The sequence below is a fragment of the Crenobacter oryzisoli genome (genome assembly GCF_030385785.1).
GTDB lineage: Bacteria > Pseudomonadota > Gammaproteobacteria > Burkholderiales > Chromobacteriaceae > Crenobacter_A > Crenobacter_A oryzisoli.
This window is the reverse complement of record NZ_JAUEDK010000007.1, coordinates 25,312-46,891: the sequence shown is the minus strand read 5'-3', so window position 1 is coordinate 46,891 and position 21,580 is coordinate 25,312. Positions and strand designations below refer to the sequence as shown.

Here is a 21,580-nt window from a genome sequence, read left to right as displayed (position 1 = left end):
AGCCGTGCAAGCCTTGCATCTCTCCTGTTTTACCGCGACGAGCTGTCTCGGCGCGGGCCTTGGCGCGACGCTCGACACGCTCAGCACCAATCGCAGCGGCCTTGCGCGCTGCACGTTCGAGACCGTCGAACTGTCCACGCATATCGGCGAGGTGGCGGGGGTCGACGACTACCGGCTGCCGGCCGAACTGGCCGATTACAACTGCCGCAACAACAGGCTCGCACTGATGGCGCTCGAGCAGGACGGCTTCGCCGAAGCGGTGCGCCGCGCTGCGCAACGTTACGGTGCCGCGCGCGTCGGCGTGTTTCTCGGCACCAGCACCGCTGGCATCCTGGAAACCGAGCAGGCGTACCGCAAGCTCGATTCGAGCGGCGCCTTCGTCGATCCGCCGAATTACCAGACCAGGCACACGCCCTATGCGCTGACCGACGTGGTCTCCCGCACTCTGGGCCTGGCGGGCCCGGCCTTCGCCGTGTCGACCGCCTGCTCGTCGGGCGCGAAGGTGTTCGCGAGCGCAGCCAGGCTGATCGACGCCGGCGTCATCGACGCGGCGGTGGTCGGCGGCGTCGACAGCCTGTGCCTGACGACGCTGTATGGCTTCAATTCGCTCGAACTGGTGTCGCCCGAACCCTGCCGCCCGTACGACGCGGCGCGCCGCGGCATTTCGATCGGCGAGGCGGCGGCGTTCGCGCTGCTCGAGCGCCCGGCCGACACACTGCCGGGCGATGCGGTGCTGCTGGCCGGCGTCGGCGAATCGAGCGACGCCTACCACATGTCGTCGCCGCACCCGGAAGGGCGCGGCGCCGAGGCCGCGATGCAGGCCGCGCTGTCGAGCGCCGGCCTCGCCGCGCGCGACGTCGACTACCTGAACCTGCACGGCACCGCGACGCCGAGCAACGACGCCGCCGAAGGTCAGGCGGCGATGCGACTGTTCGGCCGCGACGTGCCGATGAGCTCGACCAAGGGCGCGACCGGCCACACGCTCGGCGCGGCCGGCGCCCTGGAAATCGTGATCGCTGCGCTGGCGCTGCAGAACGGCCTGATCCCGGGCAGCCCGGGCAGCCACCAGCTCGATCCGGCACTCGAGCTCGACTATGCGTTCGCCCCGCGCCGACAGGCGCTCGGGGTGGTGATGAGCAATTCCTTCGGCTTCGGCGGCAGCAACGCCAGCGTGGTGCTGCGCCGGGCCGATGCAAAGGGGCATGCATGAGCAAGCTGTCTGCGTATCTCGACGGGGTCGGCGCGCTCGGCCCCGGTTTCGACAATTGGCCCCAGCTTGCCGCCCAGCTCTCCGGCGAGGCGCCGTGGCAAGCCGCCCCGACGCAGCTGCCGGCACCGCAGGCGCTGCCGCCGGCCGAGCGGCGCCGTGTCGGCAAGCCGGTGCGGCTCGCGCTCGCGCTCGGCTTCGAGGCGGCCACCGGCGTCGATACCACGACGCTCGCGACGGTGTTCACCGCGTCGGGGGGCGACGGCGACAATATGCACGCGCTGTGCACGACCCTGGCCGAGCCCGAGCGACTGGTGTCGCCGACCCGCTTTACCAACTCGGTCCACAACGGCCCGGCCGGCTACTGGGGGATCGCTGCGCGCGCCCAGGCGCCGTGCAATGTATTGAGCGCCTTCGACGCGGGCTTCACGATGGGCCTGCTCGAAACGCTCGGCCAGGTGCACGGCGAGCAACGCGCGGTGCTGCTGATCGCCTATGACACGCCGTATCCGGGACCGCTCGCGCGCCTGCGCCCGCTGCCCGATGCGTGCGGCGTCGCGCTATTGCTGAGCCCCGAGCGCAGCGAGCGTTCGCTCGCTCGCATCGAACTGGACACGGCGGCAGCGCCGGCCGGCAGTACCGGCCAGGCCGAACTCGACGCGCTCGCTAACTCGGCGCCGGCGCTCACCGCGCTGCCGCTGTTGGCCGCGCTCGCGAAAGGGCAGCCTGCGCGCTGCGCGCTGCGGACGCTGAACGGCTTCGAGCTGGCGGTGGAGTTGCAGCCATGCGCGTGATCGACAAGGCCGAAATCGCGCGGCTCATCCCGCACCAGGGAACGATGTGCCTGATCGAGCGCGCGAGCCATTGGGACGCGGATAGCATTGTCTGCCACGCCGACAGCCACCGGCTCGCCGACAATCCGCTGCGTCAGCAGGGCCGGCTCGGCGCCGCGTGCGCGATCGAGTACGCGGCGCAGGCGATGGCGCTGCACGGCGCGCTCACCGCCGGCTTCGATACGGCGCCGCGCGCGGGCTTCCTGACCAGCGTGCGCGACGTGACGCTGGCGGTCGCGACGCTCGACGACGTGGACACCGAACTGCTCATCGAGGTCGAGCGCCTGATGGGCGATGAGAACAATGTAATGTACCGTTTTACGGTAAACGCGGCGCAGCGGCTGCTGGCCAGCGGCCGCGCCGCGGTGCGGCTCGACGCCGCGCGCCATTTGAACGAGAAGGGAAACAAGGAATGAAACGCGCATTGGTCACCGGCGGCAGCGGTGGCATCGGGGCGGCAATCTCGCGGAGGTTGGCCGAGCAGGGGCACGAGGTACTGATCCACGCCAACGCCAATCTTGCCAAGGCGGAAGCGCTGGCGGCCGAGCTTCGCGCGGCTGGCCTGAGCGCCCATGCGCTCGCGTTCGACGTCACATCGCCCGAAGGGAGCACCGCAGTGCTCGAGAAGCTGCTCGAAGACGGCCCGATCCAGATTCTCGTGAACAACGCCGGCGTGCACGACGATGCGGTGCTGCCGGGGATGCGCGCCGAGCAGTGGCACCGCGTGCTCGACGTCTCGCTGAACGGTTTCTTCCATGTCACGCAGCCGCTCCTGCTGCCGATGATCCGCACCCGCTGGGGGCGCATCATCAACATCAGCTCGGTCGCAGCGCTCGCCGGCAGCCGCGGCCAGGTGAACTACTCGGCTGCCAAGGCCGGCCTGCACGGCGCGACCAAGGCGCTGGCGCTCGAAGTCGCGAGCCGCGGCATCACGGTGAATGCGGTCGCGCCGGGCGTGATCGCGACCGAGATGAGCGAGGAAGCGTTCGATGCCGAGACCATACGCCGGCTGATCCCGATGCAGCGCGCCGGTCGCCCCGACGAGGTCGCTGCGCTGGTGGCCTTCCTGTGCTCGGACGACGCCGGCTATATCTCCGGCCAGGTGCTGTCGATCAACGGCGCGTTCTACTGACGAGCCGCCGCAGCAGCAGCCGAGGCAGGCGCAGCAGGAAACCGCAGAACAGGCGGGTGTGCATGCCGGTGAGCAGCAGGTTGTCGCGCAGATAGTTGAAGTGCGATACGCCGCCCTCGCCGGCATCGAAATAGCGCACTGGGCAGGGCAGGTTGACCGGACGCACGCCATACCAGCACAACCGCACCGCCGCCTCCGGATCGAAATCGAAGCGGCGCATCCAGCGCTGCTGCTGCATCACGGCGATCAGCGGCTTTGCCGGGTAGACTCGAAAGCCGAACAGCGAATCGCCTATGCCCATCCACAGCGTTTCCAGATTCGCCCAGCCGTTCGACACCTTGCGCCCGCGCACCCGCAGCTTCGGTGCGCTCGCATCGAACTGCGGCACGCCGAGCACCATCGCATCGGGCTCCACGGCCGAGCGCGCCATAAATTCGGGGATGGACGCGGCCGGGTGCTGGCCGTCCGAATCCATCGTCAGCACATGCGTGAATCCCGCCGCTTCGGCCAAGGTCAGGCCGTAAAGCACCGCCGCGCCCTTGCCGCGGTTTTCGGGCAATACCTCCACGTGCAACCCCGCATCCTCAGCGGCCATCGCCACGAGTCCCTCGGCGCTGCCGTCGCAACTGCCATCGACGATCACCCACACCGGGTTCCACTGCGCGCGCGCGGCACGCACCGTGTCGTAGACCTTGGGGCCGGGGTTGTAGCTCGGGATCAGCACCAGATGGCTGGGGGAGGGCGTCATGCGAAACTCGAATGGTGGGCCGGGTGCGAGAAGCATGCCAGCAACGTTTTCAGCGGCGGCCGACGGATCAATGAGCGCGGCATAGCGGATGACCGGCCGACGCCTCGATCTCGACCAACAGGTCGGCGCGGCATACGTCGGCCTGCAGGTAGACGGCATTCACCGCGGCACCGACCTCGGCGGCGAGCAGCGCCGCGACCTGCGGCTGGTGCTCGGGATGGCGCACGTAGACGGTGTAGTGCAGGTCGGCGAGCGAAAAGTCGGCGCCGGGAACGCGATCGCGCGCCTCGTCGAGCAATGCGCGGATATTGCGCAGCGTCTCGCGTGTCTGCTCGGCGACATCGCCCAGGTGCAGGGTCCGGTGGCCGACGATGCTCGCGGTGCCGGACAGCCACAGCTGCGGCCGGCCCGCCAGCGTCGAGATGCTGGCGCGCGCGAACGCCGGCGCGCGTGGACCGTAGGCGCTCGGGTAGTTGTAAGCGCTGACCTGGCGCGGGTTCTCAATCGCAAGCGCCGGTTCGCGCCCGGCGAGCACCGCGACCACCAGCGGCCCGCGCTGGCTGCCGAGCGCGCACGCGGCCGGCGCCGACGCGCCGACCTTGAGGCCGGCGTCGTCGAAAGCCTGCTGGCGCCCAACATTGAACTGGCGGTAACGTTCGAGCCCATCCTCGTCGCCGTGGATGTCGGCCATGTAGTTCCAGAAGCGCCACGGTGCATCGTAGCCTTCGCGCGCCAATAGTTCGAACAGCGTCCGGTAGGCGACGCGGCTGGCTTCGCGCAACGGCGAAGCCCATGTGCGGTAATCGTTTTCGTCGACGCTCAACGCGGCGAATAAGCAGTCAGGGCGGCGCCATACGCGCAGTGTGCCGGACTGGGTGCTGTCGACCGACTGCTGACTCGTAAACACACTGAACAATGGCGCGTCGGAATCGGCGACACCGAGCCTGGCCATCGCCACTTCGGCAAGATCGGCACCGCCGGCCGAGCCATAGCACAGCCCGCCGCAGACGGCGGCCGGCATGGATGCAGGACGGGCAGTCCAGACGAGTTCGAGCGAGGTAGGTTCGGTCGGCATAGTGGGCAAACGATCTGCAAAAGAAAATCCGCCGATCAATGTGCCATTGAATCAGCGGATTAACGTCATGTACTGCGGACACGCACAAAATCAGGAGGAGCAACCGGGAACTTTCCGGCCCATTTGCACCTCGCGCGTCGGGCGGCCGTATTGTCTGGTCGACTTAGTACGTTGTCAAGGAGACAGCGCTAAAGCGTGGCCGAACCAGGACAAGGAACGCGTCCCGAACGATACCCGTTTCACGTGAAACATCGGTGACGCAAGAAAACATCCTGGCAGCTTTGTTCAGCGCCGGCCCGCGGACTGCAGCGCAGCCAGCGCACGCGCCGGCCTGCGCCGCCATGCGCGCCACCAGCCGAAGAAGGTCACCAAGAGCCAGGTGCACTGGGTGACGAACGACGCCAGGTTGAAGCTGTGTACCAGCGACACCAGGATGCACGCCGGCCCGAGCACGTTGAGCGCGAAGTAGCGCTGGCTCTCCGGGCTCCAGCCCATCAGCTGGACGCCGAAATACGCGGCGAGGTAGGCAACCACGCCGATCAAACCGATCAGGTCATACATGATGAAAACCGCAAGGAGGATGCAATAGCCGGGGCGCTACTCGCACCCCGGCGACAGGCCGGCCAGGCCTACTGGGCGATCGCCGCCTCCGCCTGGCGCCGGCCGCTGGAGCTGACACCGCCGGCCTTGTAGTACGGGGCGCTCGAGCGCGCCAGCGGCACGCGGCCGCGGATCACGTCGGCGAGCTTCTCGGCCATCATGATCGTCGGCGCGTTGAGGTTGCCGGTGACGATGCGCGGCATGATCGACGCGTCGACGACGCGCAGGCCCGACAGCCCGTGCACGCGGCCCTGGTTGTCGACCACCGCTTCCGGGTCGCTCGCATCGCCCATCTTGCAGGTGCACGAGGGGTGCAGCGCGGTCTCGGCGTGCGTTCTGACGAATTCGTCGATCTCGGCGTCGGACTGGATCATCATCCCCGGCTTGATTTCACGGCCGCGGAACTGGTCCATCGCCTGCTGCGCGATGATCTCGCGCGTGATCCTGATGCCGGCGCGGAATTCGCGCCAGTCGACGTCGTGCGCCATGTAGTTGAACAACAGGCGCGGCTTCACGCGCGGGTCGCGGCTAGCGAGCTTGACGAAGCCGGTGCTCGGCGAGCGCATCGAGCCGACGTGGCACTGGAAGCCGTGGCTCTGCACCGGGTTGCTGCCGTCGTAGTTCATCGCCAGCGGGATGAAGTGGTACTGCAGGTTCGGCCACGCGAACTCGTCGCTGCTGCGGATGAAGCCGCCGGCCTCGAAGTGGTTGGAGGCGCCAGTGCCGGTGCCGTTGACGTACCACTCGATGCCGATCGCCGGCTTGTTCCACCACTTGAGCGCCGGGTACAGCGACACCGGCTTGGTACACTCGTACTGCAGGTACATCTCGAGGTGGTCCTGCAGGTTCTCGCCGACCCCCTTCAAGTCGATCACCGGGTCGATGCCCATCGCGGAGAGCTCGTCGGCGTTGCCGACGCCGGAGCGCAGCAACAGCTGCGGCGACGCGATCGCGCCGTTGGACACGATCACCTCGCGGCGCGCGCGCGCTTCTTGCGGCGTATCGCCCTGCAGATAGGCGACACCGATGGCGCGCTTGCCGTTGAACAAGATGCGGTCGGCGAGCGCACGGGTGTGCACGGTCAGGTTGTCCCTGTCCTTGGCCTGGTCCAGATACGCGAACGAGGTGCTGCAGCGCCGGCCGTTCGCGGTCGTGGTGCGGTCCATCGGGCCGAAGCCTTCCTGGCGGTAACCGTTCAGGTCGGGGGTCGCCGGGTAGCCGGCCTGAGCGCCCGCCTTGATGAAGGCGTCGAACAACGGGCTGATGCCGGGCTTCGGCGTCGTCACGTGCAGGGGGCCGTCGCCGCCGTGGTAGTCGTTCGCGCCCTTGTCGTAGGTTTCGGCTTTCCTGAAGTACGGCAAGCAGTCGGCGTAGCTCCAGTGTTCCAGGCCCTTGTTCTCGGCCCAGCCGTCGTAGTCCATCGCGTTGCCGCGGATGTAGACCATGCCGTTGATCAGCGACGAGCCGCCGAGACCCTTGCCGCGCCCCTGCGTCATCCGGCGGCCGCCCATGTGTGGCTCCGGCTCGGTGACGTAGGCCCAGTTGTAGGTCGTGCCCTGCAGCGGGTAGGCGAGCGCCGCCGGCATCTGCGTGCGCCAGTCGAGCCGCCAGTCGGGGCCGCCCGCTTCCAGAAGCAGCACCGACACGTCGGCGTCCTCGGTCAGCCGCGCGGCGAGCACGCAGCCGGCCGAACCGGCACCGACGATGATGTAGTCGTATTCCTTGATTGCGCTCATCGCAATCTCCTCTTCGATGAGGGAAGGCCGAACCCGTCGACCGGGCCCGGCTTCTGCCGCAGCGCGTCAGCGCCTACCGTAGCAGCGCTGGCGCGACACGGCGACGAAAGGTCGCCGAGCGGCGGCTACGCGCCGAACCAGCCCATCGGCTTCGGTGCCAGGTTGATGTAGCTGTGCTTGAGCTCGGTGTATTCATCGAGACCGATGCGCGCGAGCTCGCGGCCGATTCCGCTCGCCTTGTAGCCGCCCCACGGTGCCTCCGGGAAATACGGGTGGTAGTCGTTCACCCATACGGTGCCAAAGCGCAGCGCGCGCGACATCCGGTTCGCCTTGTCCAAATCCTTCGTCCACACCGCGGCGGCCAGGCCGTACGGCGTGTCGTTCGCCAGGCATAGCACTTCTTCTTCGGAGCTGAAGCGCTCGGCGGTGATCACCGGGCCGAAGATCTCCTCCTTGGCGATCTTCATCTCGGCGGTGACGTCGGCGAGCAGTGTCGGCTCGAGCCAGAAGCCCTTGCGGTAGACGTCGCCTGCCGGACGCTTGCCGCCGTGCACCAGGCGCGCGCCTTCGGCGACGCCCATCTGCACCAGTTTCAGGATCTTCTCGTGCTGCGCGGCCGACTGCACCGGGCCCATCTGCGTCTCGGCGTGGAAGCCGTTGCCGATCACGATGCGCGGCAGGCGCTCGGCCAACCTTGCGATAAATTCATCGTAGATCGCGTCCTCGACCATCAGCCGCGAACCGGCCGAGCACACTTGGCCTGCGTGGAAGAAGGCCGCGTTCAGCGCGTAGTCGACGGCGGTGTCGAGGTCGGCGTCGGCGAACACGATGTTCGGGTTCTTGCCGCCCAGCTCCAGACCGATGCGTTTGAAGTTACCGGTGGCGGCCTTCATGATGCTCTCGCCGGCGTAGGCGCCGCCGGTGAACGACACCAGATCGACGTCGACGCTCTCGGCGAGCTCGGCGCCAACCTCGGCACCGCCGGTCACCAGGTTGAACACGCCGGCCGGCAGGTCGAGCTCGGCGATCAACTCGGTGAAGCGGTGCGTGGTCAGCGGCGTCAGGTTGCTCGGCTTGATCACAACGGTGTTGCCGGCGCCCAGCGCCGGCGCGATCTTCCACGCCGCCTGCAAGAGCGGATAGTTCCACGGCGTGATCAGGCCGCACACGCCGACCGGTTCCCGCAGCGTGCGGCTGATCACGTGGTGCGGTGCCTCGTTGACCGCGCCCGACTCGGACGCGACCAGGCCGGCGAAGTAGCGGAACGTCGCCGCGATGTCGCCCATGTCGGTGCGGCTCTCGGTGATCGTCTTGCCGGTGTTCAGCGACTCGAGGTGTGCGAGGTTCTCGGCGTCGCGGTCGATCAACTCGGCGATCTTGTTCAGGAGCTTGGCGCGCTCGCGGATCGTGCTGTTACGCCACGGGCCGTCGAAAGCCTTGCGTGCGGCGGCGATCGCCAGGCGGGCGTCGTCGCGCGAGCCCTCGGCGGCCTCGGCGATCACCGTTTCGTCGGCCGGGCTAAGGATGGCGCGCTTGCCGTTGGCGACCGGGTCCTGCCACTGGCCGTCGATGTAGAGCTGGGTCTGGATCATGTCTTTATTCCTGGTATCGGTTGGGGATCAGGCGAGCGCGTCGAGCACCATCTGCTGGAAGTGCTGGACGCCGTGCTCGCCGATCGCCGAGGTCTTGTCGTCGGTGATCAACAGCGGGCCCTGGCCGTTGCGGTAGCCGCGCGACTTGAGGCCGCGCTGTACTGACTCGACGATCGACAGGTCCTCGGGCTTGAGTACGTTCTTGTAGTACTCGATCAGCTGCTGCTGCTCTTCGGTCGGAGTCGTATCGCGGAAGTAGAATTCGAAGTGCTGGATCGTGGTGTCGGCGTCGACCGGGAACATATAGAAGACGCCGTAGTTGCCGTTGCCCGGCAACACGTTCAGCGTCACGTTCGGCCACAGCCAGTACGCGGCGAAGTCGGTGTTCGGCGCTTCGTCATCGTAGGTGAACGCGTCGCTGCCCGAGCGGGTCTGGCCGATCTGGCTCGTGAAGATGCCGCGCACCTTGTGCAGGTAGGTCTCCATCTTGATCGACTCGACCAGCGCCGGGTGCGCGGTCTGGCAGTGCAGGCACTCCAGGTAGTTGTCGACCACGACCTTCCAGTTCGCCTTCATCTCGTAAGTGAGCTTGTGCGCCGGCACGAGCGAGTCGACGTCCGGGCAGCGCGCACGGATTTCGTCGTTCAGCTCCTTGGCCTGTTCGGCCAGCGGCACGGCGTCCATGTCGAGGTTCACGAACACCAGGCCACAGAACTCCTCGACGCGCACCGGCGACAGGCCCGCGTTGTCCTTGCAGAAGCCCGGCACGTTCTCGCTGTTGCGAGCATGCACCAGCTTGCCGTCCAGGCCGAATGCCCACGCGTGGTACGGACAGGTGATCACGTTCTTAGCCCGGCCCGCCCCTTCGGCGAACAGCTCGTGCGCGCGGTGCGGGCAGACGTTGTAGAACGCGCGCAGCACGCCGTCGCGGCCGCGCACAACGAACACGTTCTCGCCGGCGACCTTGGCGGTCGCGTACGAATTCGGCTCGGCGACCTGGCTCTTGTGCATCACGCACACCCAGCTCTTGCTGAAGATGCTCTTCTTCTCCTGCTCGAAGATCTCCTGCGAGGTGTAGTAGTGGGCGGGCAGCGTGTACGCGAGCGAACCCTGAAGATCGCAAACCGGGGCGGTGTGGGCTTGTTGCATGGTGACTCCTCTTTGTCCTCTGCGGGATGATTCACTATTGGTTAAATAAATTACCTTCAGTGATTTGACTGAAGTCTAGTAAGGCCAGCCACACCAAATCAATTTCAAAAAAAATATCGGAAAATGAAAATCGATTTACCTTGGCTATTTAGATGGCGGCAGGGTCGCGCGGAAGGCGCCGCTTGGTGTAAGGTGCGCAGCAACAATTCACCATCAGTTAAAGGGCAAACCGATGACCGAGGACACTTTTTCGACGCGCCTGAAAGGGGTGCTCGACGCCAAGCGCATCATGCTCAAGCAGGTAGCCGAGGCGCTTTCGGTGTCGCCGTCGGCAGTGCACAAGTGGACACGCGGCGGTGAGATCGAGTACGAGCGGCTGCTGGCGCTGGCGCGCTTCATCGGCGTGAACTGGCTGTGGCTGCGCTACGGCGAGCAGGCGATCGCCGACCTCGAAGCGAGCAGCGCGACCGACCCGCACATCAAGGAACTACGCCAGAAGCACCTCGCCGAGATCATGGAAAACGAGGCGAGGATGAAATTCGCGCAGGAGGTGTCCGGCATCGTCACCTGGGAATGGAACGTGCTGACCGACGCGCTCAATTACTCGTCGAACGACGAGCACCTGTTCGGCCGGCACATCCGCAACATGGACGACTTCTGGGCGTGCGTGCACCCGGACGACATGGCGCGGCTGAGGGAAGTGCTGCAGCGCAGCCTGTCGGCGCAGGAGATGCACGAGTGGGAATTCCGTGTCGTCGTCGATGACGACACGCGCTGGATCTCGTCGCGCGCGACGCTAGTGCGCGATATCGAGCAGCGCCCGGTGAAAATGATCGGCGTAAGTCTCGACATCACCGAGCGGCGCCGCGCCGAAGCGGCGCTGCGCCAGAACGAGGCGCTACTCGCGAAAGCGCAACAGATCGCGCACCTGGGCGGCTGGTACTGGAACATCCAGACCGACGACTGCTCGTGGACCGACGAGGCGTACCGGATCTTCGGCTGGGCGCCGCAGGCGTTCAAGGTGACGATGGAGCGCTACCTCGCGTCGATCGTCGAGGAAGACCGCGAGCGCATCCAGGAGGCGATCCGCACGGCGATCGTCGACAGGCAGCCGTACCGGGTCGAGTACGCAATCGCACTGCCCGATGGCAGCCGGCGCGAGATCCGCGAGGAGGGCGAGGTGAGCTTCGACGAGAACGGCCGCGCGCTGACGATGATCGGCGCGTCGCAGGACATCACCGGCCAGAAGCTGGCCGAGCTGGCGTACCGCGAGAGCGAGGAGCGCTTCCGCGCGATCTTCGAACAGGCGGCGGTCGGCATCGCGCACATCGGCCTCGACGGCCGCTGGCTGCGCGCCAACCGAAAGCTGTGCGACATCCTCGGCTACGACAACGACGCTTTGGCCGAACACACCTTCCAGGAGCTCACCGTCGCCGATGATCTGGACCAGAACCTGGCGTTGCTCGACAGCCTGCTCGCCGGCCGGATCGACACGTACACGCTCGAAAAGCGCTTCGTCAGGAAGAACGGCGACATCGTGTGGACCAAGGTGACGACGTCGCTGAGCCGCCACCCGGCGACCGGCAAGCCGGCGCACCTGATCACTATCGTCGAGGAGACCGGCGCCCGCGCGGGTTAGCCATCTTCCCGATGCCGAAACAGCCGCCCGCCAGGGCGGCTTTTTTTTGTTGCCCGACTTCTGCCCATCTTCCGCACCCCGCCCACCGGGCTAACGCCGCCCGTCGCTCGATATAAATCTTTTATTGTTTTTTCCCGAACGTCGTTCCTATACTCGCCATCGTAACCTTTGGTGAATTAATTTACTAATAGTAAATTTTACCATTCTGGATACATAAATGCGGGTTTCACCGCATTGCTGCCGCATCAACCGGCCAGCAATACAACAGCCAGCCCCAAGAGCGGCAGCCATACCCCACAACAGAGGAGACAACGATGAAGCGAGCCACCAGAATCGAAGCGACTCACTCCCAGGCCGTCCGACAATCGGGCAATCACTAGACCCGAACACAACGACAACCCGAACGGCAGACCGTGACGGAGCCACGCTCCCGACAAACGGCGATTAGGGAAACAAAGGAGAACTATCGTGAGTTCGCAACAAGAAGACGTGCTGTCCATCGGCACGCTAGCCCCGCACGCGCAGGCATCGACCCAAAGCCACGACCTGCAGCGCACCCTCAGCTGGAAGGACGCGTTCTGGGTGACCAGCGGCGTGCCGGCCGGCGTGCTGTTCACCATCGGCGGCGTGTCCGCCACCATCGGCCAGCCGGCTTGGATCGTCTGGATCGTCGCGATCCTGGTCGGTTTCGCGCAGTGTTTCACCTACGCCGAGATTTCCGGCCTCTATCCGCACAAGTCGGGCGGGGCATCGGTGTACGGCGCGCTCGGCTGGGTGCGCTACAGCAAGTTCGTCGCTCCGGTGTCGGTGTGGTGCAACTGGATCGCCTGGTCGCCGATGCTGGCACTCGGCACCAGCCTCGCCGCCGGCTATATGCTCAGCTGCCTGTTCCCGGCCAACTCGGCGATCAACACCTGGCAGCTGACGCTCGTCGACCTCGACTTCATCAGCAAGGGGCTGAGCCTGCGCGTCAACTCGACCTTCGTGCTCGCCGCGATCTTCCTGTTGATCACGTTCAAGCTGCAGCACAGCGGCGCGTCGGCCGCCGCGAAGACGCAGCGCATCCTCGGCATTGCGTCGCTCGCGCCGCTGGTCGTTGTCGCGCTGGTGCCGATGTTCACCGGTGACATGCCGTCGACGAACTTCCTGCCGCTGTTGCCGCTGACGCACGACGCATCGGGCGCGTCGGTGATGGGCAGCTGGAACACCGCCGGCATCAGCACCGCGATGGGCGCGATGTTCCTCGCCTGTTGGTCGACGTTCGGCTTCGAGACCGCGGTGTGCTACACCCGCGAGTTCAAGGACCCGCAGAAGGACACGTTCAAGGCGATCTTCTGGTCCGGCGTGCTGTGCCTGTTCATGTTCATCGCGGTGCCGATCGCGTTCCAGGGCGAACTGGGCCTCAAAGGCATGCTCGCGCCCGCCATCGTCGACGGCTCCGGCGTCGGCGCGGCGATGGCCAAGTTCGTCGGCGGCGGCGCGGTGGTGTTCAACGTGATCGTCGTGATGATGGTGCTGTCGATCCTGCTGATCGTGATGACGTCGATGATGGGCTCGTCGCGCACGCTGTACCAGGCATCGGTCGACGGCTGGCTGCCGAAGTATCTGTCGCACGTGAACGAGCACGGCGCGCCGACCCGCGCGATGTGGACCGACCTGGTGTTCAACCTGTTCCTGCTGTTGATGTCGAACTACATGGCGGTGCTGTCGATCTCGAACGTCTGCTACATGATCTTCGTGTTCCTGAACCTGCAGTCGGGTTGGATCCACCGCCTCGACCGCGCCGACTGGCCGCGCCCGTACAAGTGCAAGAACTGGCTGCTGGCGCTCGGCGCGCTGTGCGGTTACTTCGACCTGGCCTTCGTCGGCGCCGGCGCCAACTTCCAGGGCGAGAACACGCTGCGCAACGGCCTGATCGCCACCTTCCTGATCGTGCCGGTGTTCATCTACCGCCACTACGTGCAGGACAAGGGCCGCTTCCCAGCGTCGATGCGCCACGACATGGAACTGCCGCACGCACGCGCAGGCTGGCTGCCGTATCTCGCACTGGCCGCCGGCGTCGCGGTGGTGTGGATCGCCGCCAAGCTGACGATCATCAACTGAGCCGTGGCCGGGCGGGCACAGCGCCTGCCCGGCTCCTACCCGAAGGATCCCAAGATGAGCCAGACACTCCGCGTCCGGGTCGCCTGCATCGAACAGCTGGCCGCCGGCATCAAGCGTTTCACTCTGGAAGCCAGCGATGGCGCGGTACTGCCCGCATTCGACAGCGGCAGCCATATCGTCGTGCACATGGATGGCGGCAGGATCAGCAACGCCTACTCGCTGACGAGCCAGCTCGACGATACCCGCCGCTACCAGATCAGCGTGCGCCTCGAAGAAGCGTCGCGCGGCGGATCGAGCTTCCTGCACGAGCGCGTCGCCGAGGGCGACGAGCTCGAGATCTCGCCGCCGGGCAATCTGTTCGGCCTCACCAAAGCGGCCGGCAAGCACCTGTTGATCGCCGGCGGCATCGGCATCACGCCGTTCATGACGCATATCCAGGCGCTCAAGCGCTGGCAGGCCGACTTCGAGCTGCACTACTGCTTCCGCAGCCGCAAGAGCGCCGCCTACCTCGACAGCCTGCCGCTGTCCCTCAGCGACACGCAGCTGAGCCTGTACGAGAGCGATTACGGCGGCCGCCTCGACCTCGCCGCGCTGCTGGCCGAACAGCCGCCGCACACCCACGTCTACGTCTGCGGCCCGGCCATGCTCAACGACGCGGTGATCGCCGCCGCCCGCGAGGCCGGCTGGAGCGACGAGCGCATCCATTACGAGCAGTTCCGCAACGAGGTCGACGTCAGCGGCGGCGCGTTCGAAGTGACGCTCGCCAAGAGCGGACTGACGCTGCAGGTCGCCGCCGACGAATCGCTGCTGCGCGCGATCGAGAAGGCCGGTGTGAAGGTCGACTGCATGTGCCGCGAGGGCATCTGCGGCTCGTGCGAGACGGTGATCATCGACGGTGAGGCCGACCATCGCGACAGCTACCTGTCCGATGCGGAAAAGGCCGCGCAACGGACGATGATGCTGTGCGTGTCGCGCGCCAGGGGTGGCCGGCTGGCGCTCGATCTCTGAGTGATGTTCCACGTGAAACGCCCCGGCATGCCGGGGCGTTGTCTTTTCCGGAGTGCCGTTCAGGCGCCCGACACCAGCCCCCACGCCAGCGCCAGCAGGATTGCCGCGACACCAACGTCGAGCACCCGCCACGCCGCCGGCTTGGTAAATAAAGGAGCCAACAGCCGCGCGCCGTACGCGAGCGCGAAGAACCACAGGAACGATGCGCAGACCGCGCCGACGCCGAACAGGTAGCGTCCCTCGCCCGGGTAGCGCGCCGCCAGGCTGCCGAGCAGCACCACCGTGTCCAGATACACATGCGGGTTCAGCCAGGTGACCGCCAGCGTGGTCAACAGCACTACCGCCAGGCTCCGCTCATCGCGGCCGTCCAGCGACATCGATTCGCCGCGCCACGCCCGGCGCAAGGCGGCGACCGCGTAGCAGACCAGAAACGCCACCCCGGCCCAGCGCACCACCTGCAGCAGCAGCGGACTAGCGGCGATCAGCGCGCCAACGCCGGCGACGCCGAGCGCGATCAGCAGCATGTCGGACAGCGCGCAGCACAGCGCGATCGGCAGCCGGTGCCGGCCTTGCAGGCCGTTCTTCAACACGAAGGCGTTCTGTGCGCCGATCGCCATGATCAGGCTCGCGCCCATGCCGAACCCTTCCAGCAGCGGCAGATAAGTCATTGCGTTCTCCCCAAGATCCAGTGATGCGCCCGATAGTGAACCACCGCTACAATGAAGAAAAGCTAATTAATTTTCTGAACCATTAGAAAAAATCATGTTCGACTACAAGCTGCTCGCCGCGCTCGAAGCGGTGGTCCAGGAAGGCAGTTTCGACAAGGCCGCGCGCTTGCTGTGCCTGACGCAGTCGGCGGTGTCGCAGCGCATCCGCCTGCTCGAGGAGCGGCTCGGCCAGATGCTGGTGGTGCGCGGCACGCCGGCGCGCGCCACCGCCGCCGGCCACCGGCTGCTGCGCCATGTCCGCCAGGTCGGCCTGCTCGAGCAGGAACTGCTCGGCGAGCTGCAGGGCGATGCTGACGACGACTACGTCGCGCTGCCGGTCGGGCTCAACAACGACTCGCTGAGCACCTGGTTTCTCGACGCGGTCGGCGACTGCGTCGCGCGCGAGCGGCTGCTCTTGCAGCTGACCGTCGAGGACGAGGGGCATACGCTGGCGCTGTTGAAGAACGGCGACGTGATCGGCTGTGTCACCAGCACCGCCCAGGCCGCGACCGGCTGCGTCAGCCACCGGCTCGGCATCATGCGCTATCGCTGCATCGCGACCGCCGAGTTCGCCGCGCGCCACTTCGCCGCCGGCGTCGGCCCCGACACGCTGCGGCGCTCGCCGGGCATCATCTTCAACCGCCGCGACACGCTGCACCTGGGCACCCTCGAGACGCGCTTCGGCATCGGCATCGCCGAATTCCCGCTCCTGATCGTGCCGTCGGTGCAGAGCCTGCTCGACGCGGTCGAGCGCGGCCTGGGCTACGGCATCTGCCCGGAGCTGCAGGTGACCGAGCGGTTGGCGCAGGGCTCGCTCGTCGACCTGCTGCCCGACGAGCCGCCCGAAGTGACGCTGTACTGGCAGTGCTGGGCGCTGCAGACGCCGCGGCTGGAGCGCTTCTCGGCCACGCTGCTGGCCGAAGCGCGCCGGCGCCTGCCGCAGTGAGCGGCGACAAGGCACTGCAGAACGGGCGGCAGGGAGCCTATGGTGAATAAGGGGCGCTAACAGCCGAGCGCCTCAGCTTGCAGACTGCCCCATCGGCCCATCCGACAATACCGCTGTAATACGAACCGCAACCCGCTCTAGAATGGGGCGAACGACTAGGAGCCGACCATGACCCGCTTCGCCCGACACCTCGACCACCACCCGATCGTCAACCCGTTCCCCGGCATCGTGAACCTGGAGACCGCCCTCGGCCGCCCGATCACCGCGCGGATCGGCTCGAACGAGAGCATCCCGATGCCGGCGCCGGCGCTCTTGCAGCTGTTCGGCGCCGCTGCCACCGAGCTCGCACGCCTCTATCCCGACCCGTACGCGCACGCACTGCGTGAGCGGGCCGCCGCACTCAACCACGTGAAGCCGGCCGAGGTGCTGTTCGATACCGGCGCCGACAGCCTGATCCTGCTGACGCTGCGCCTGTTCGGCAACGTCGGCGATACCGTCGTTGCCAGCGCCGGCACCTACCCGACCTTCCGCTACTTCGCCGAGGGCTGCGGCCTGCATGTCGACGAGGTGCCGTATCGCACCGGGGAAGGCCTGCTCGAACCGGACCTCGGTGCGCTGGCCGCCCGCGCGCACGAGCTGCGCGCGCCGCTGGTCTACCTCGCCAACCCGGACAACCCGGGCGGCCACTATTACCGTGCTGCCGAGATCGCCACCTTGCGCGCCGCCCTGCCGGTCGACACCGTGCTGCTGCTCGACGAGGCCTACGTCGACTTCTGCACCGACCCGGCCGACGCCCCGCCGCACGGCGTGTTGCCGAATACGGTGCGGCTGCGCACCCTGTCCAAGGCATACGCGCTGGCCGGCCTGAGGGTCGGCTACGCGATCGCGTCGGCCGACATCGTCGCCAAGGCCGACCAGATCCGACCGCAGTATGCGCTGTCGGCGCTGGCTCAAGCGGCCGCGCAGGCGCTGTTCGACACGCCGGACTACGCGCGCGACCTGGTCGACGAGACGCTGGCGCTGCGCGAAAAGCTCGCCGCCGCGCTGCGCGCGCACGGCCGGGCCCCGCTGCCCAGCCACACCAACTTCGTCGCGCTCGCCTATCCGGACGCGGCGGCGGCCGAGCGGATCCAGCGCAGCCTGCTCGCCGACGGCGTGGCGGTGCATCGCCCGCCGCACCCGGCACTAAAGCACCTGCTGCGCGTCACGGCCCACCCGCAGGCGCTCGATCCGGCCGTGCTCGCCGCGCTGGCCGGCTGAGCCATCCCCGGGGCTCCCTCTCGAACGCATCCGCGTTTGCGCACGGCAGCAGGGCGATTCGGCCCGCCCAATGAAAAACGGCACGCTTACTAGCGTGCCGTTTTTGCGTTGCCGGGTGACCAGCGTCAGCCAGCAACCTTGCCCAACGCGCGTCGCGCGGCAGCGAGGGTCTGTTCGATGATCGCGTCGTCATGCGCAGCCGACACGAAGCCGGCCTCGTAGCCGGACGGCGCGAGGTAGACGCCCTCGTCGAGCATCGCGTGGAAGAAGCGCTTGAAGCGTTCCAGGTCGCTCTTCGTCACGTCGGCGTAGCCGGTCGGGATGGTCTCGCTGAAGTAGATGCCGAACATGCCGCCGACCGAGTCGGCGCACATCGTCACGCCGGCCGCCTTCGCCGCATCGGCCAGGCCCTGCGCGAGCTTGGCGGTCTGCGCCGACAGGTGCTCGTAGAAGCCCGGGCGCTGGATGATTTCCAGCGTTTTCAGGCCCGCCGCCACCGCCACCGGGTTGCCGGACAGGGTGCCGGCCTGGTAGACGCCGCCGAGCGGGGAGATCTTGCCCATGATGTCGGCGCGGCCGCCGAACGCCGCCAACGGCATGCCGCCGCCGACTACCTTGCCCAACGTGGTCAGGTCCGGGGTGATGCCGTGCAGGCTCTGCGCGCCGCCGAGCGCGACGCGGAAGCCGGTCATCACCTCGTCGTAGATCAGCACGGTGCCGTACTGATCGGTCAGGCGGCGCAGTTCCTTGACGAACTCGGCCGACGGCTTGATCAGGTTCATATTGCCGGCGATCGGCTCGAGGATCACGCAGGCGATGGCGTCACCGAGCTCGGCGAAGGTCCTGGCCAGCTGCTCGACGTTGTTGTACTCCAGCACCAGGGTGTGGTGGGTGAAGTCGGCCGGCACGCCGGCCGAGCTCGGGTTGCCGAAGGTCAACAGACCCGAGCCGGCCTTCACCAGCAGGCTGTCGGAGTGACCGTGGTAGCAGCCTTCGAACTTGATAATCTTGTCGCGGCCGGTGAAGCCGCGCGCCAAGCGGATCGCGCTCATCGTCGCCTCGGTGCCGGACGACACCAGCCGCACCTGCTCGACGCTCGGCACCAAGCGGCAGATCGCCTCGGCCATGTCGATCTCGGCCTCGGTCGGCGCACCGAACGACAGCCCGCCAACGGCCGCCTGCTGCACCGCCTCGATCACTTCCGGATGGGCGTGGCCGACGATGGCCGGGCCCCAGGAGCCGATGTAATCGATGTACTGCTTGCCATCGGCATCCCAGAAGTGGGCGCCGTTGGCGCGGGAAACGAAACGCGGGGTGCCACCGACGCTGCCGAAGGCGCGCACCGGCGAGTTCACACCGCCCGGGATATGCGCCTTGGCGCGTTCGAACAGCTCGAGGTTGCGGGACATCATCTTTCCTTCATGAAGAGCGACCGCCAAGCTTCAGCGTCGCGTTTCCTGCCAGGCAGGCCGTCGTGGGCACAACCACACAGGCAGCATTTGGTCGGCCGCGATTATTCTTTCGGCCAACGGGTATAGGGGTGCGTGCTCAGATAGGCGTTGGTGAAGCGGCCGTCCTGCGTCACCTCGGTGCCGATCCACGCCGGCGTCTCGAACACGGTCGCCTCGTCCGGCAGCTCGATCTCGGCCAACACCAGCCCGGCGTTGTCGCCGAAGAACTCGTCGACCTCCCAGGTGAAGCCCTGGTAGACGATCTTGTAGCGGATCTTGTCGACCACCATGGGACACATCGCATCCATCATGGCGTCGGCGTCGGCGCGCGGGATCACGTATTCGAACTCGTGGCGGCTGGCGGCGCTGATCTGGCTCTTCAGCGTCAGCCAGGCCTGATCGCCGACCACCCGTACCCGCACGGTGCGCGCCGGATCCACCGACAGATAGCCTTGCCGATAACGCTCGCCGACCGCGCCGACGCGCCAGGCGTCGCCCTGCACCAGGAAGCGACGTTCAATTTCCAATGCCATGCCAAATCCTCGGGCCGCGTCCACAGCGGACACGGCATTAAAACGGTTTCAATACCACCAAAAATACCACCGCGAACATCACCAGCACCGGCGCCTCGTTGAACACCCGGTACCAGCGGTGGCTGCGCCGGTTCTGCCCGGCGGCGAACTGTTTCAGCAGCCGGCCGCACCAGCCGTGGTAGCCGATCAACAGCGCCACCAGCGTGAGCTTGGCGTGCAGCCAGCCGCCGGTGAAGCCGAACGCGACCATCAGCCACAGCCCGAAGCCCACCGCCAGCGCCCCGAGCGGCGTCATGAAGCGGTAGAGCTTGTGCGACATCAACAGCAGCCGCTCTTGTTCGGCCAACGTTTCGGCCATCGCCAGGTTGACGTAGAGCCGCGGCAGGTAAAAGAGCCCGGCGAACCAGGCGATCACGAAACAGATGTGCAGTGCCTTCAGCACCGGGTAGCTCATGCGATGACTCCGAGTTCGCGCTGGGTGCGCTTGGACAGCTTGGCGACGACCAGTCGCCAGGAGTGGCCGATGCCGTCGAGCAGTGCCGTCATGTCGAGTGCGGCGCAGTCGTCGACCTGCACCCAGCGCGCCCGTGCAAGATAGGGCGCCGGGCGCACGCCGGGCAGGTCGGTCAGCGCCAGGAACTCGTCGTCGCCGACCTTGTAGTTAACCCGCCCCTCGCCGACGATGCAGAACATCTTGCCGGCCACCGACACCACGTCGAGCCCCCACTTGATGTCGTGGCTGGCGCCGGGCAGCGTCAGCGCATGATCGAGCAGCACGGCGGTGTCGGGTTTCACGGGGTGCTCCGGTACTTGTTCTTGGCCGCCTCATACAGCGGCATCACCTGCGGCAGGTGCGACTGCAGGTCCTGGATGCGCGTCGCGCTGGACGGGTGGGTCGACAGCAGTTCCGCGCCACTCTTGCCCAGTTGCTCCATCTTGCGCCAAACGTCGACCGCCGCCTCCGGGTTGTAACCGGCACGCGCCATCAGCTCCAGGCCCATGATGTCGGCCTCGGACTCCATCGTGCGCGAGAACGGCAGCGTGAACACGAACTTGCTCGCCACGTTCGCCAGATCGATGGCGCCGCCGGACAGGCCGGCCAAGGCCCCGACGATGGACAACCCCTCCTGCTTCGCCACTTCCTGCGACATCTGCTCGCGGCTGTGCTCGCGCAGCGCGTGCGAGATCTCGTGGCCGAGCACCGCCGCCAGCTCGTCGTCGGTCAGCTTCAGCTTGTCGATCAGGCCGCTGTACACACCGATCTTGCCGCCTGGCATGCAGAAGGCGTTCACCTCGTCGCTCTGGAACACGTTCACCTGCCACGGCCAGCTCAGCGCGTCCGGGCGGAACACCCCGACCTGGGCGATCAGCCGGCGCGAGATCGCATTGACCCGGGCGACATACGCCTTGTTGGTATTGAGCGTCCCGGCCTCGCGCGCCTTGGTCAGTTCCTTGTTGTACGCCAACGCCGCACTCTGGTTGACCTCGGCCGACGGCACCATCAGGAACTGGCTGCGCGACGAGTGGGTCGCGCCGCCGTACGTGGTGCTCTGGCAGCCGGAGATGAGCCCCGCGCCGAGCAGCGCGGCCAGACTCAGCGAAACCCAGCCCGTACGCATCGGTGTTGTCTCCTTGTCAGGATCAGATCTCGATCATTTCGAAGTCTTCCTTGCGGGCGTCGCAGTCCGGGCAGGTCCAGTTCGGCGGCACGTCTTCCCAACGGGTGCCCGGCGCAATGCCATCTTCGGGACGGCCGGCCTCCTCGTCGTAGATGAAACCGCAAATCAGACACATCCAGGTACGCATGCTTTGTCCTTACGCTCAGGTAAAATGAACATTGTAATGGCAAATCGCGCCGACG

22 protein-coding genes are annotated in these 21,580 nt (G+C 66.7%); 9 read left to right on the top strand and 13 right to left on the bottom strand.

Features of this window, described 5'->3' with window-relative positions; all coding sequences use genetic code 11:
- Positions 1-4: 4 nt before the first annotated feature.
- The 4 genes from QU481_RS05685 to fabG are packed head-to-tail and all read left to right on the top strand — an operon-like array spanning position 5 to position 3,172.
- Positions 5-1,210: a beta-ketoacyl-[acyl-carrier-protein] synthase family protein gene (locus QU481_RS05685; RefSeq protein ID WP_289828950.1), complete on the top strand. Its 1,206-nt coding sequence runs from the start codon at positions 5-7 to the stop codon at positions 1,208-1,210.
- Positions 1,207-2,001 carry a beta-ketoacyl synthase chain length factor gene (locus QU481_RS05680; RefSeq protein ID WP_289828949.1) on the top strand — a complete coding sequence of 265 codons (795 nt, stop codon included), beginning with the start codon at positions 1,207-1,209 and terminating at the stop codon, positions 1,999-2,001. Before QU481_RS05685 ends, QU481_RS05680 begins: the two co-directional genes overlap by 4 nt.
- Positions 1,992-2,456, top strand: coding sequence for a hotdog family protein (locus QU481_RS05675; protein WP_289828948.1), 465 nt, complete (start codon positions 1,992-1,994; stop codon positions 2,454-2,456). Before QU481_RS05680 ends, QU481_RS05675 begins: the two co-directional genes overlap by 10 nt.
- Entirely contained in the window at positions 2,453-3,172 is a 720-nt protein-coding gene (gene fabG / locus QU481_RS05670; protein WP_289828947.1) for a 3-oxoacyl-ACP reductase FabG, read from the top strand. The genes QU481_RS05675 and fabG overlap by 4 nt, the downstream gene beginning before the upstream one ends.
- Here fabG and QU481_RS05665 read toward each other — a convergent pair.
- From QU481_RS05665 to QU481_RS05640, 6 genes are all read right to left on the bottom strand, one after another.
- Positions 3,153-3,920, bottom strand: coding sequence for a glycosyltransferase family 2 protein (locus tag QU481_RS05665; RefSeq protein WP_289828946.1), 768 nt, complete (start codon positions 3,918-3,920; stop codon positions 3,153-3,155). The genes fabG and QU481_RS05665 overlap by 20 nt on opposite strands.
- Before the next feature lie 67 nt (positions 3,921-3,987).
- On the bottom strand, positions 3,988-4,995 hold the full coding sequence (locus tag QU481_RS05660; protein ID WP_289828945.1) for a chorismate transformation FkbO/Hyg5 family protein: 1,008 nt from the start codon (positions 4,993-4,995) through the stop codon (positions 3,988-3,990).
- A gap of 285 nt (positions 4,996-5,280) precedes the next feature.
- Positions 5,281-5,556 (bottom strand): CBU_0592 family membrane protein, encoded by a 276-nt coding sequence (locus QU481_RS05655; protein ID WP_289828944.1) that lies wholly within the window; start codon positions 5,554-5,556, stop codon positions 5,281-5,283.
- Positions 5,557-5,624: 68 nt separating this feature from the next.
- Positions 5,625-7,331 (bottom strand): choline dehydrogenase, encoded by a 1,707-nt coding sequence (betA, locus tag QU481_RS05650; protein ID WP_289828943.1) that lies wholly within the window; start codon positions 7,329-7,331, stop codon positions 5,625-5,627.
- A gap of 125 nt (positions 7,332-7,456) precedes the next feature.
- Positions 7,457-8,923: an aldehyde dehydrogenase family protein gene (locus QU481_RS05645; protein ID WP_289828942.1), complete on the bottom strand. Its 1,467-nt coding sequence runs from the start codon at positions 8,921-8,923 to the stop codon at positions 7,457-7,459.
- A 27-nt stretch (positions 8,924-8,950) separates the two neighbouring features.
- Positions 8,951-10,072: an aromatic ring-hydroxylating oxygenase subunit alpha gene (locus QU481_RS05640; RefSeq protein WP_289828941.1), complete on the bottom strand. Its 1,122-nt coding sequence runs from the start codon at positions 10,070-10,072 to the stop codon at positions 8,951-8,953.
- A gap of 232 nt (positions 10,073-10,304) precedes the next feature.
- On the opposite strand from QU481_RS05640, the gene QU481_RS05635 reads away from it, so the two are divergent.
- The 3 genes from QU481_RS05635 to QU481_RS05625 all read left to right on the top strand — a co-directional run bounded on the left by QU481_RS05635 (position 10,305) and on the right by QU481_RS05625 (position 14,822).
- Positions 10,305-11,711 carry a PAS domain-containing protein gene (locus tag QU481_RS05635; RefSeq protein ID WP_289828940.1) on the top strand — a complete coding sequence of 469 codons (1,407 nt, stop codon included), beginning with the start codon at positions 10,305-10,307 and terminating at the stop codon, positions 11,709-11,711.
- A gap of 468 nt (positions 11,712-12,179) precedes the next feature.
- Positions 12,180-13,814, top strand: a complete 1,635-nt coding sequence (locus tag QU481_RS05630) for a trimethylamine N-oxide permease (protein WP_289828939.1) — start codon at positions 12,180-12,182, stop codon at positions 13,812-13,814.
- Positions 13,815-13,868: 54 nt separating this feature from the next.
- On the top strand, positions 13,869-14,822 hold the full coding sequence (locus QU481_RS05625; RefSeq protein WP_289828937.1) for a PDR/VanB family oxidoreductase: 954 nt from the start codon (positions 13,869-13,871) through the stop codon (positions 14,820-14,822).
- 59 nt (positions 14,823-14,881) lie between these two features.
- Here the strand turns inward: QU481_RS05625 and QU481_RS05620 are convergent, their stop codons facing one another.
- The gene (locus tag QU481_RS05620) at positions 14,882-15,490 is read right to left on the bottom strand and encodes a LysE/ArgO family amino acid transporter (RefSeq protein WP_289828936.1); all 609 of its coding nucleotides are present in this window, start codon (positions 15,488-15,490) and stop codon (positions 14,882-14,884) included.
- Positions 15,491-15,584: 94 nt separating this feature from the next.
- Here QU481_RS05620 and QU481_RS05615 point away from each other — a divergent pair, with 94 nt between their 5' ends.
- Together QU481_RS05615 and QU481_RS05610 are read left to right on the top strand one after the other, a co-directional pair.
- Positions 15,585-16,475 (top strand): LysR family transcriptional regulator ArgP, encoded by an 891-nt coding sequence (locus QU481_RS05615; protein ID WP_289828935.1) that lies wholly within the window; start codon positions 15,585-15,587, stop codon positions 16,473-16,475.
- 168 nt (positions 16,476-16,643) lie between these two features.
- Positions 16,644-17,735 (top strand): aminotransferase class I/II-fold pyridoxal phosphate-dependent enzyme, encoded by a 1,092-nt coding sequence (locus tag QU481_RS05610; protein WP_289828934.1) that lies wholly within the window; start codon positions 16,644-16,646, stop codon positions 17,733-17,735.
- A 125-nt stretch (positions 17,736-17,860) separates the two neighbouring features.
- On the opposite strand, the gene hemL is transcribed toward QU481_RS05610, so the two are convergent.
- The 6 genes from hemL to QU481_RS05580 form a co-directional block, all read right to left on the bottom strand.
- Positions 17,861-19,144 (bottom strand): glutamate-1-semialdehyde 2,1-aminomutase, encoded by a 1,284-nt coding sequence (hemL, locus tag QU481_RS05605; protein ID WP_289828933.1) that lies wholly within the window; start codon positions 19,142-19,144, stop codon positions 17,861-17,863.
- Between the two features lie 104 nt (positions 19,145-19,248).
- A complete protein-coding gene (locus QU481_RS05600) occupies positions 19,249-19,719 on the bottom strand; it encodes a CYTH domain-containing protein (protein WP_289828932.1) in 471 nt (156 codons plus the stop codon).
- 37 nt (positions 19,720-19,756) lie between these two features.
- Positions 19,757-20,173, bottom strand: a complete 417-nt coding sequence (locus QU481_RS05595) for a CopD family protein (protein ID WP_289828931.1) — start codon at positions 20,171-20,173, stop codon at positions 19,757-19,759.
- Complete coding sequence (locus QU481_RS05590) at positions 20,170-20,514, bottom strand: MmcQ/YjbR family DNA-binding protein (protein WP_289828930.1); 345 nt, start codon at positions 20,512-20,514, stop codon at positions 20,170-20,172. The genes QU481_RS05595 and QU481_RS05590 overlap by 4 nt, the downstream gene beginning before the upstream one ends.
- Complete coding sequence (locus QU481_RS05585; protein WP_289828929.1) at positions 20,511-21,338, bottom strand: M48 family metallopeptidase; 828 nt, start codon at positions 21,336-21,338, stop codon at positions 20,511-20,513. Before QU481_RS05585 ends, QU481_RS05590 begins: the two co-directional genes overlap by 4 nt.
- 22 nt (positions 21,339-21,360) lie before the next feature.
- Complete coding sequence (locus tag QU481_RS05580) at positions 21,361-21,525, bottom strand: rubredoxin (protein ID WP_289828928.1); 165 nt, start codon at positions 21,523-21,525, stop codon at positions 21,361-21,363.
- Positions 21,526-21,580 lie beyond the last annotated feature (55 nt).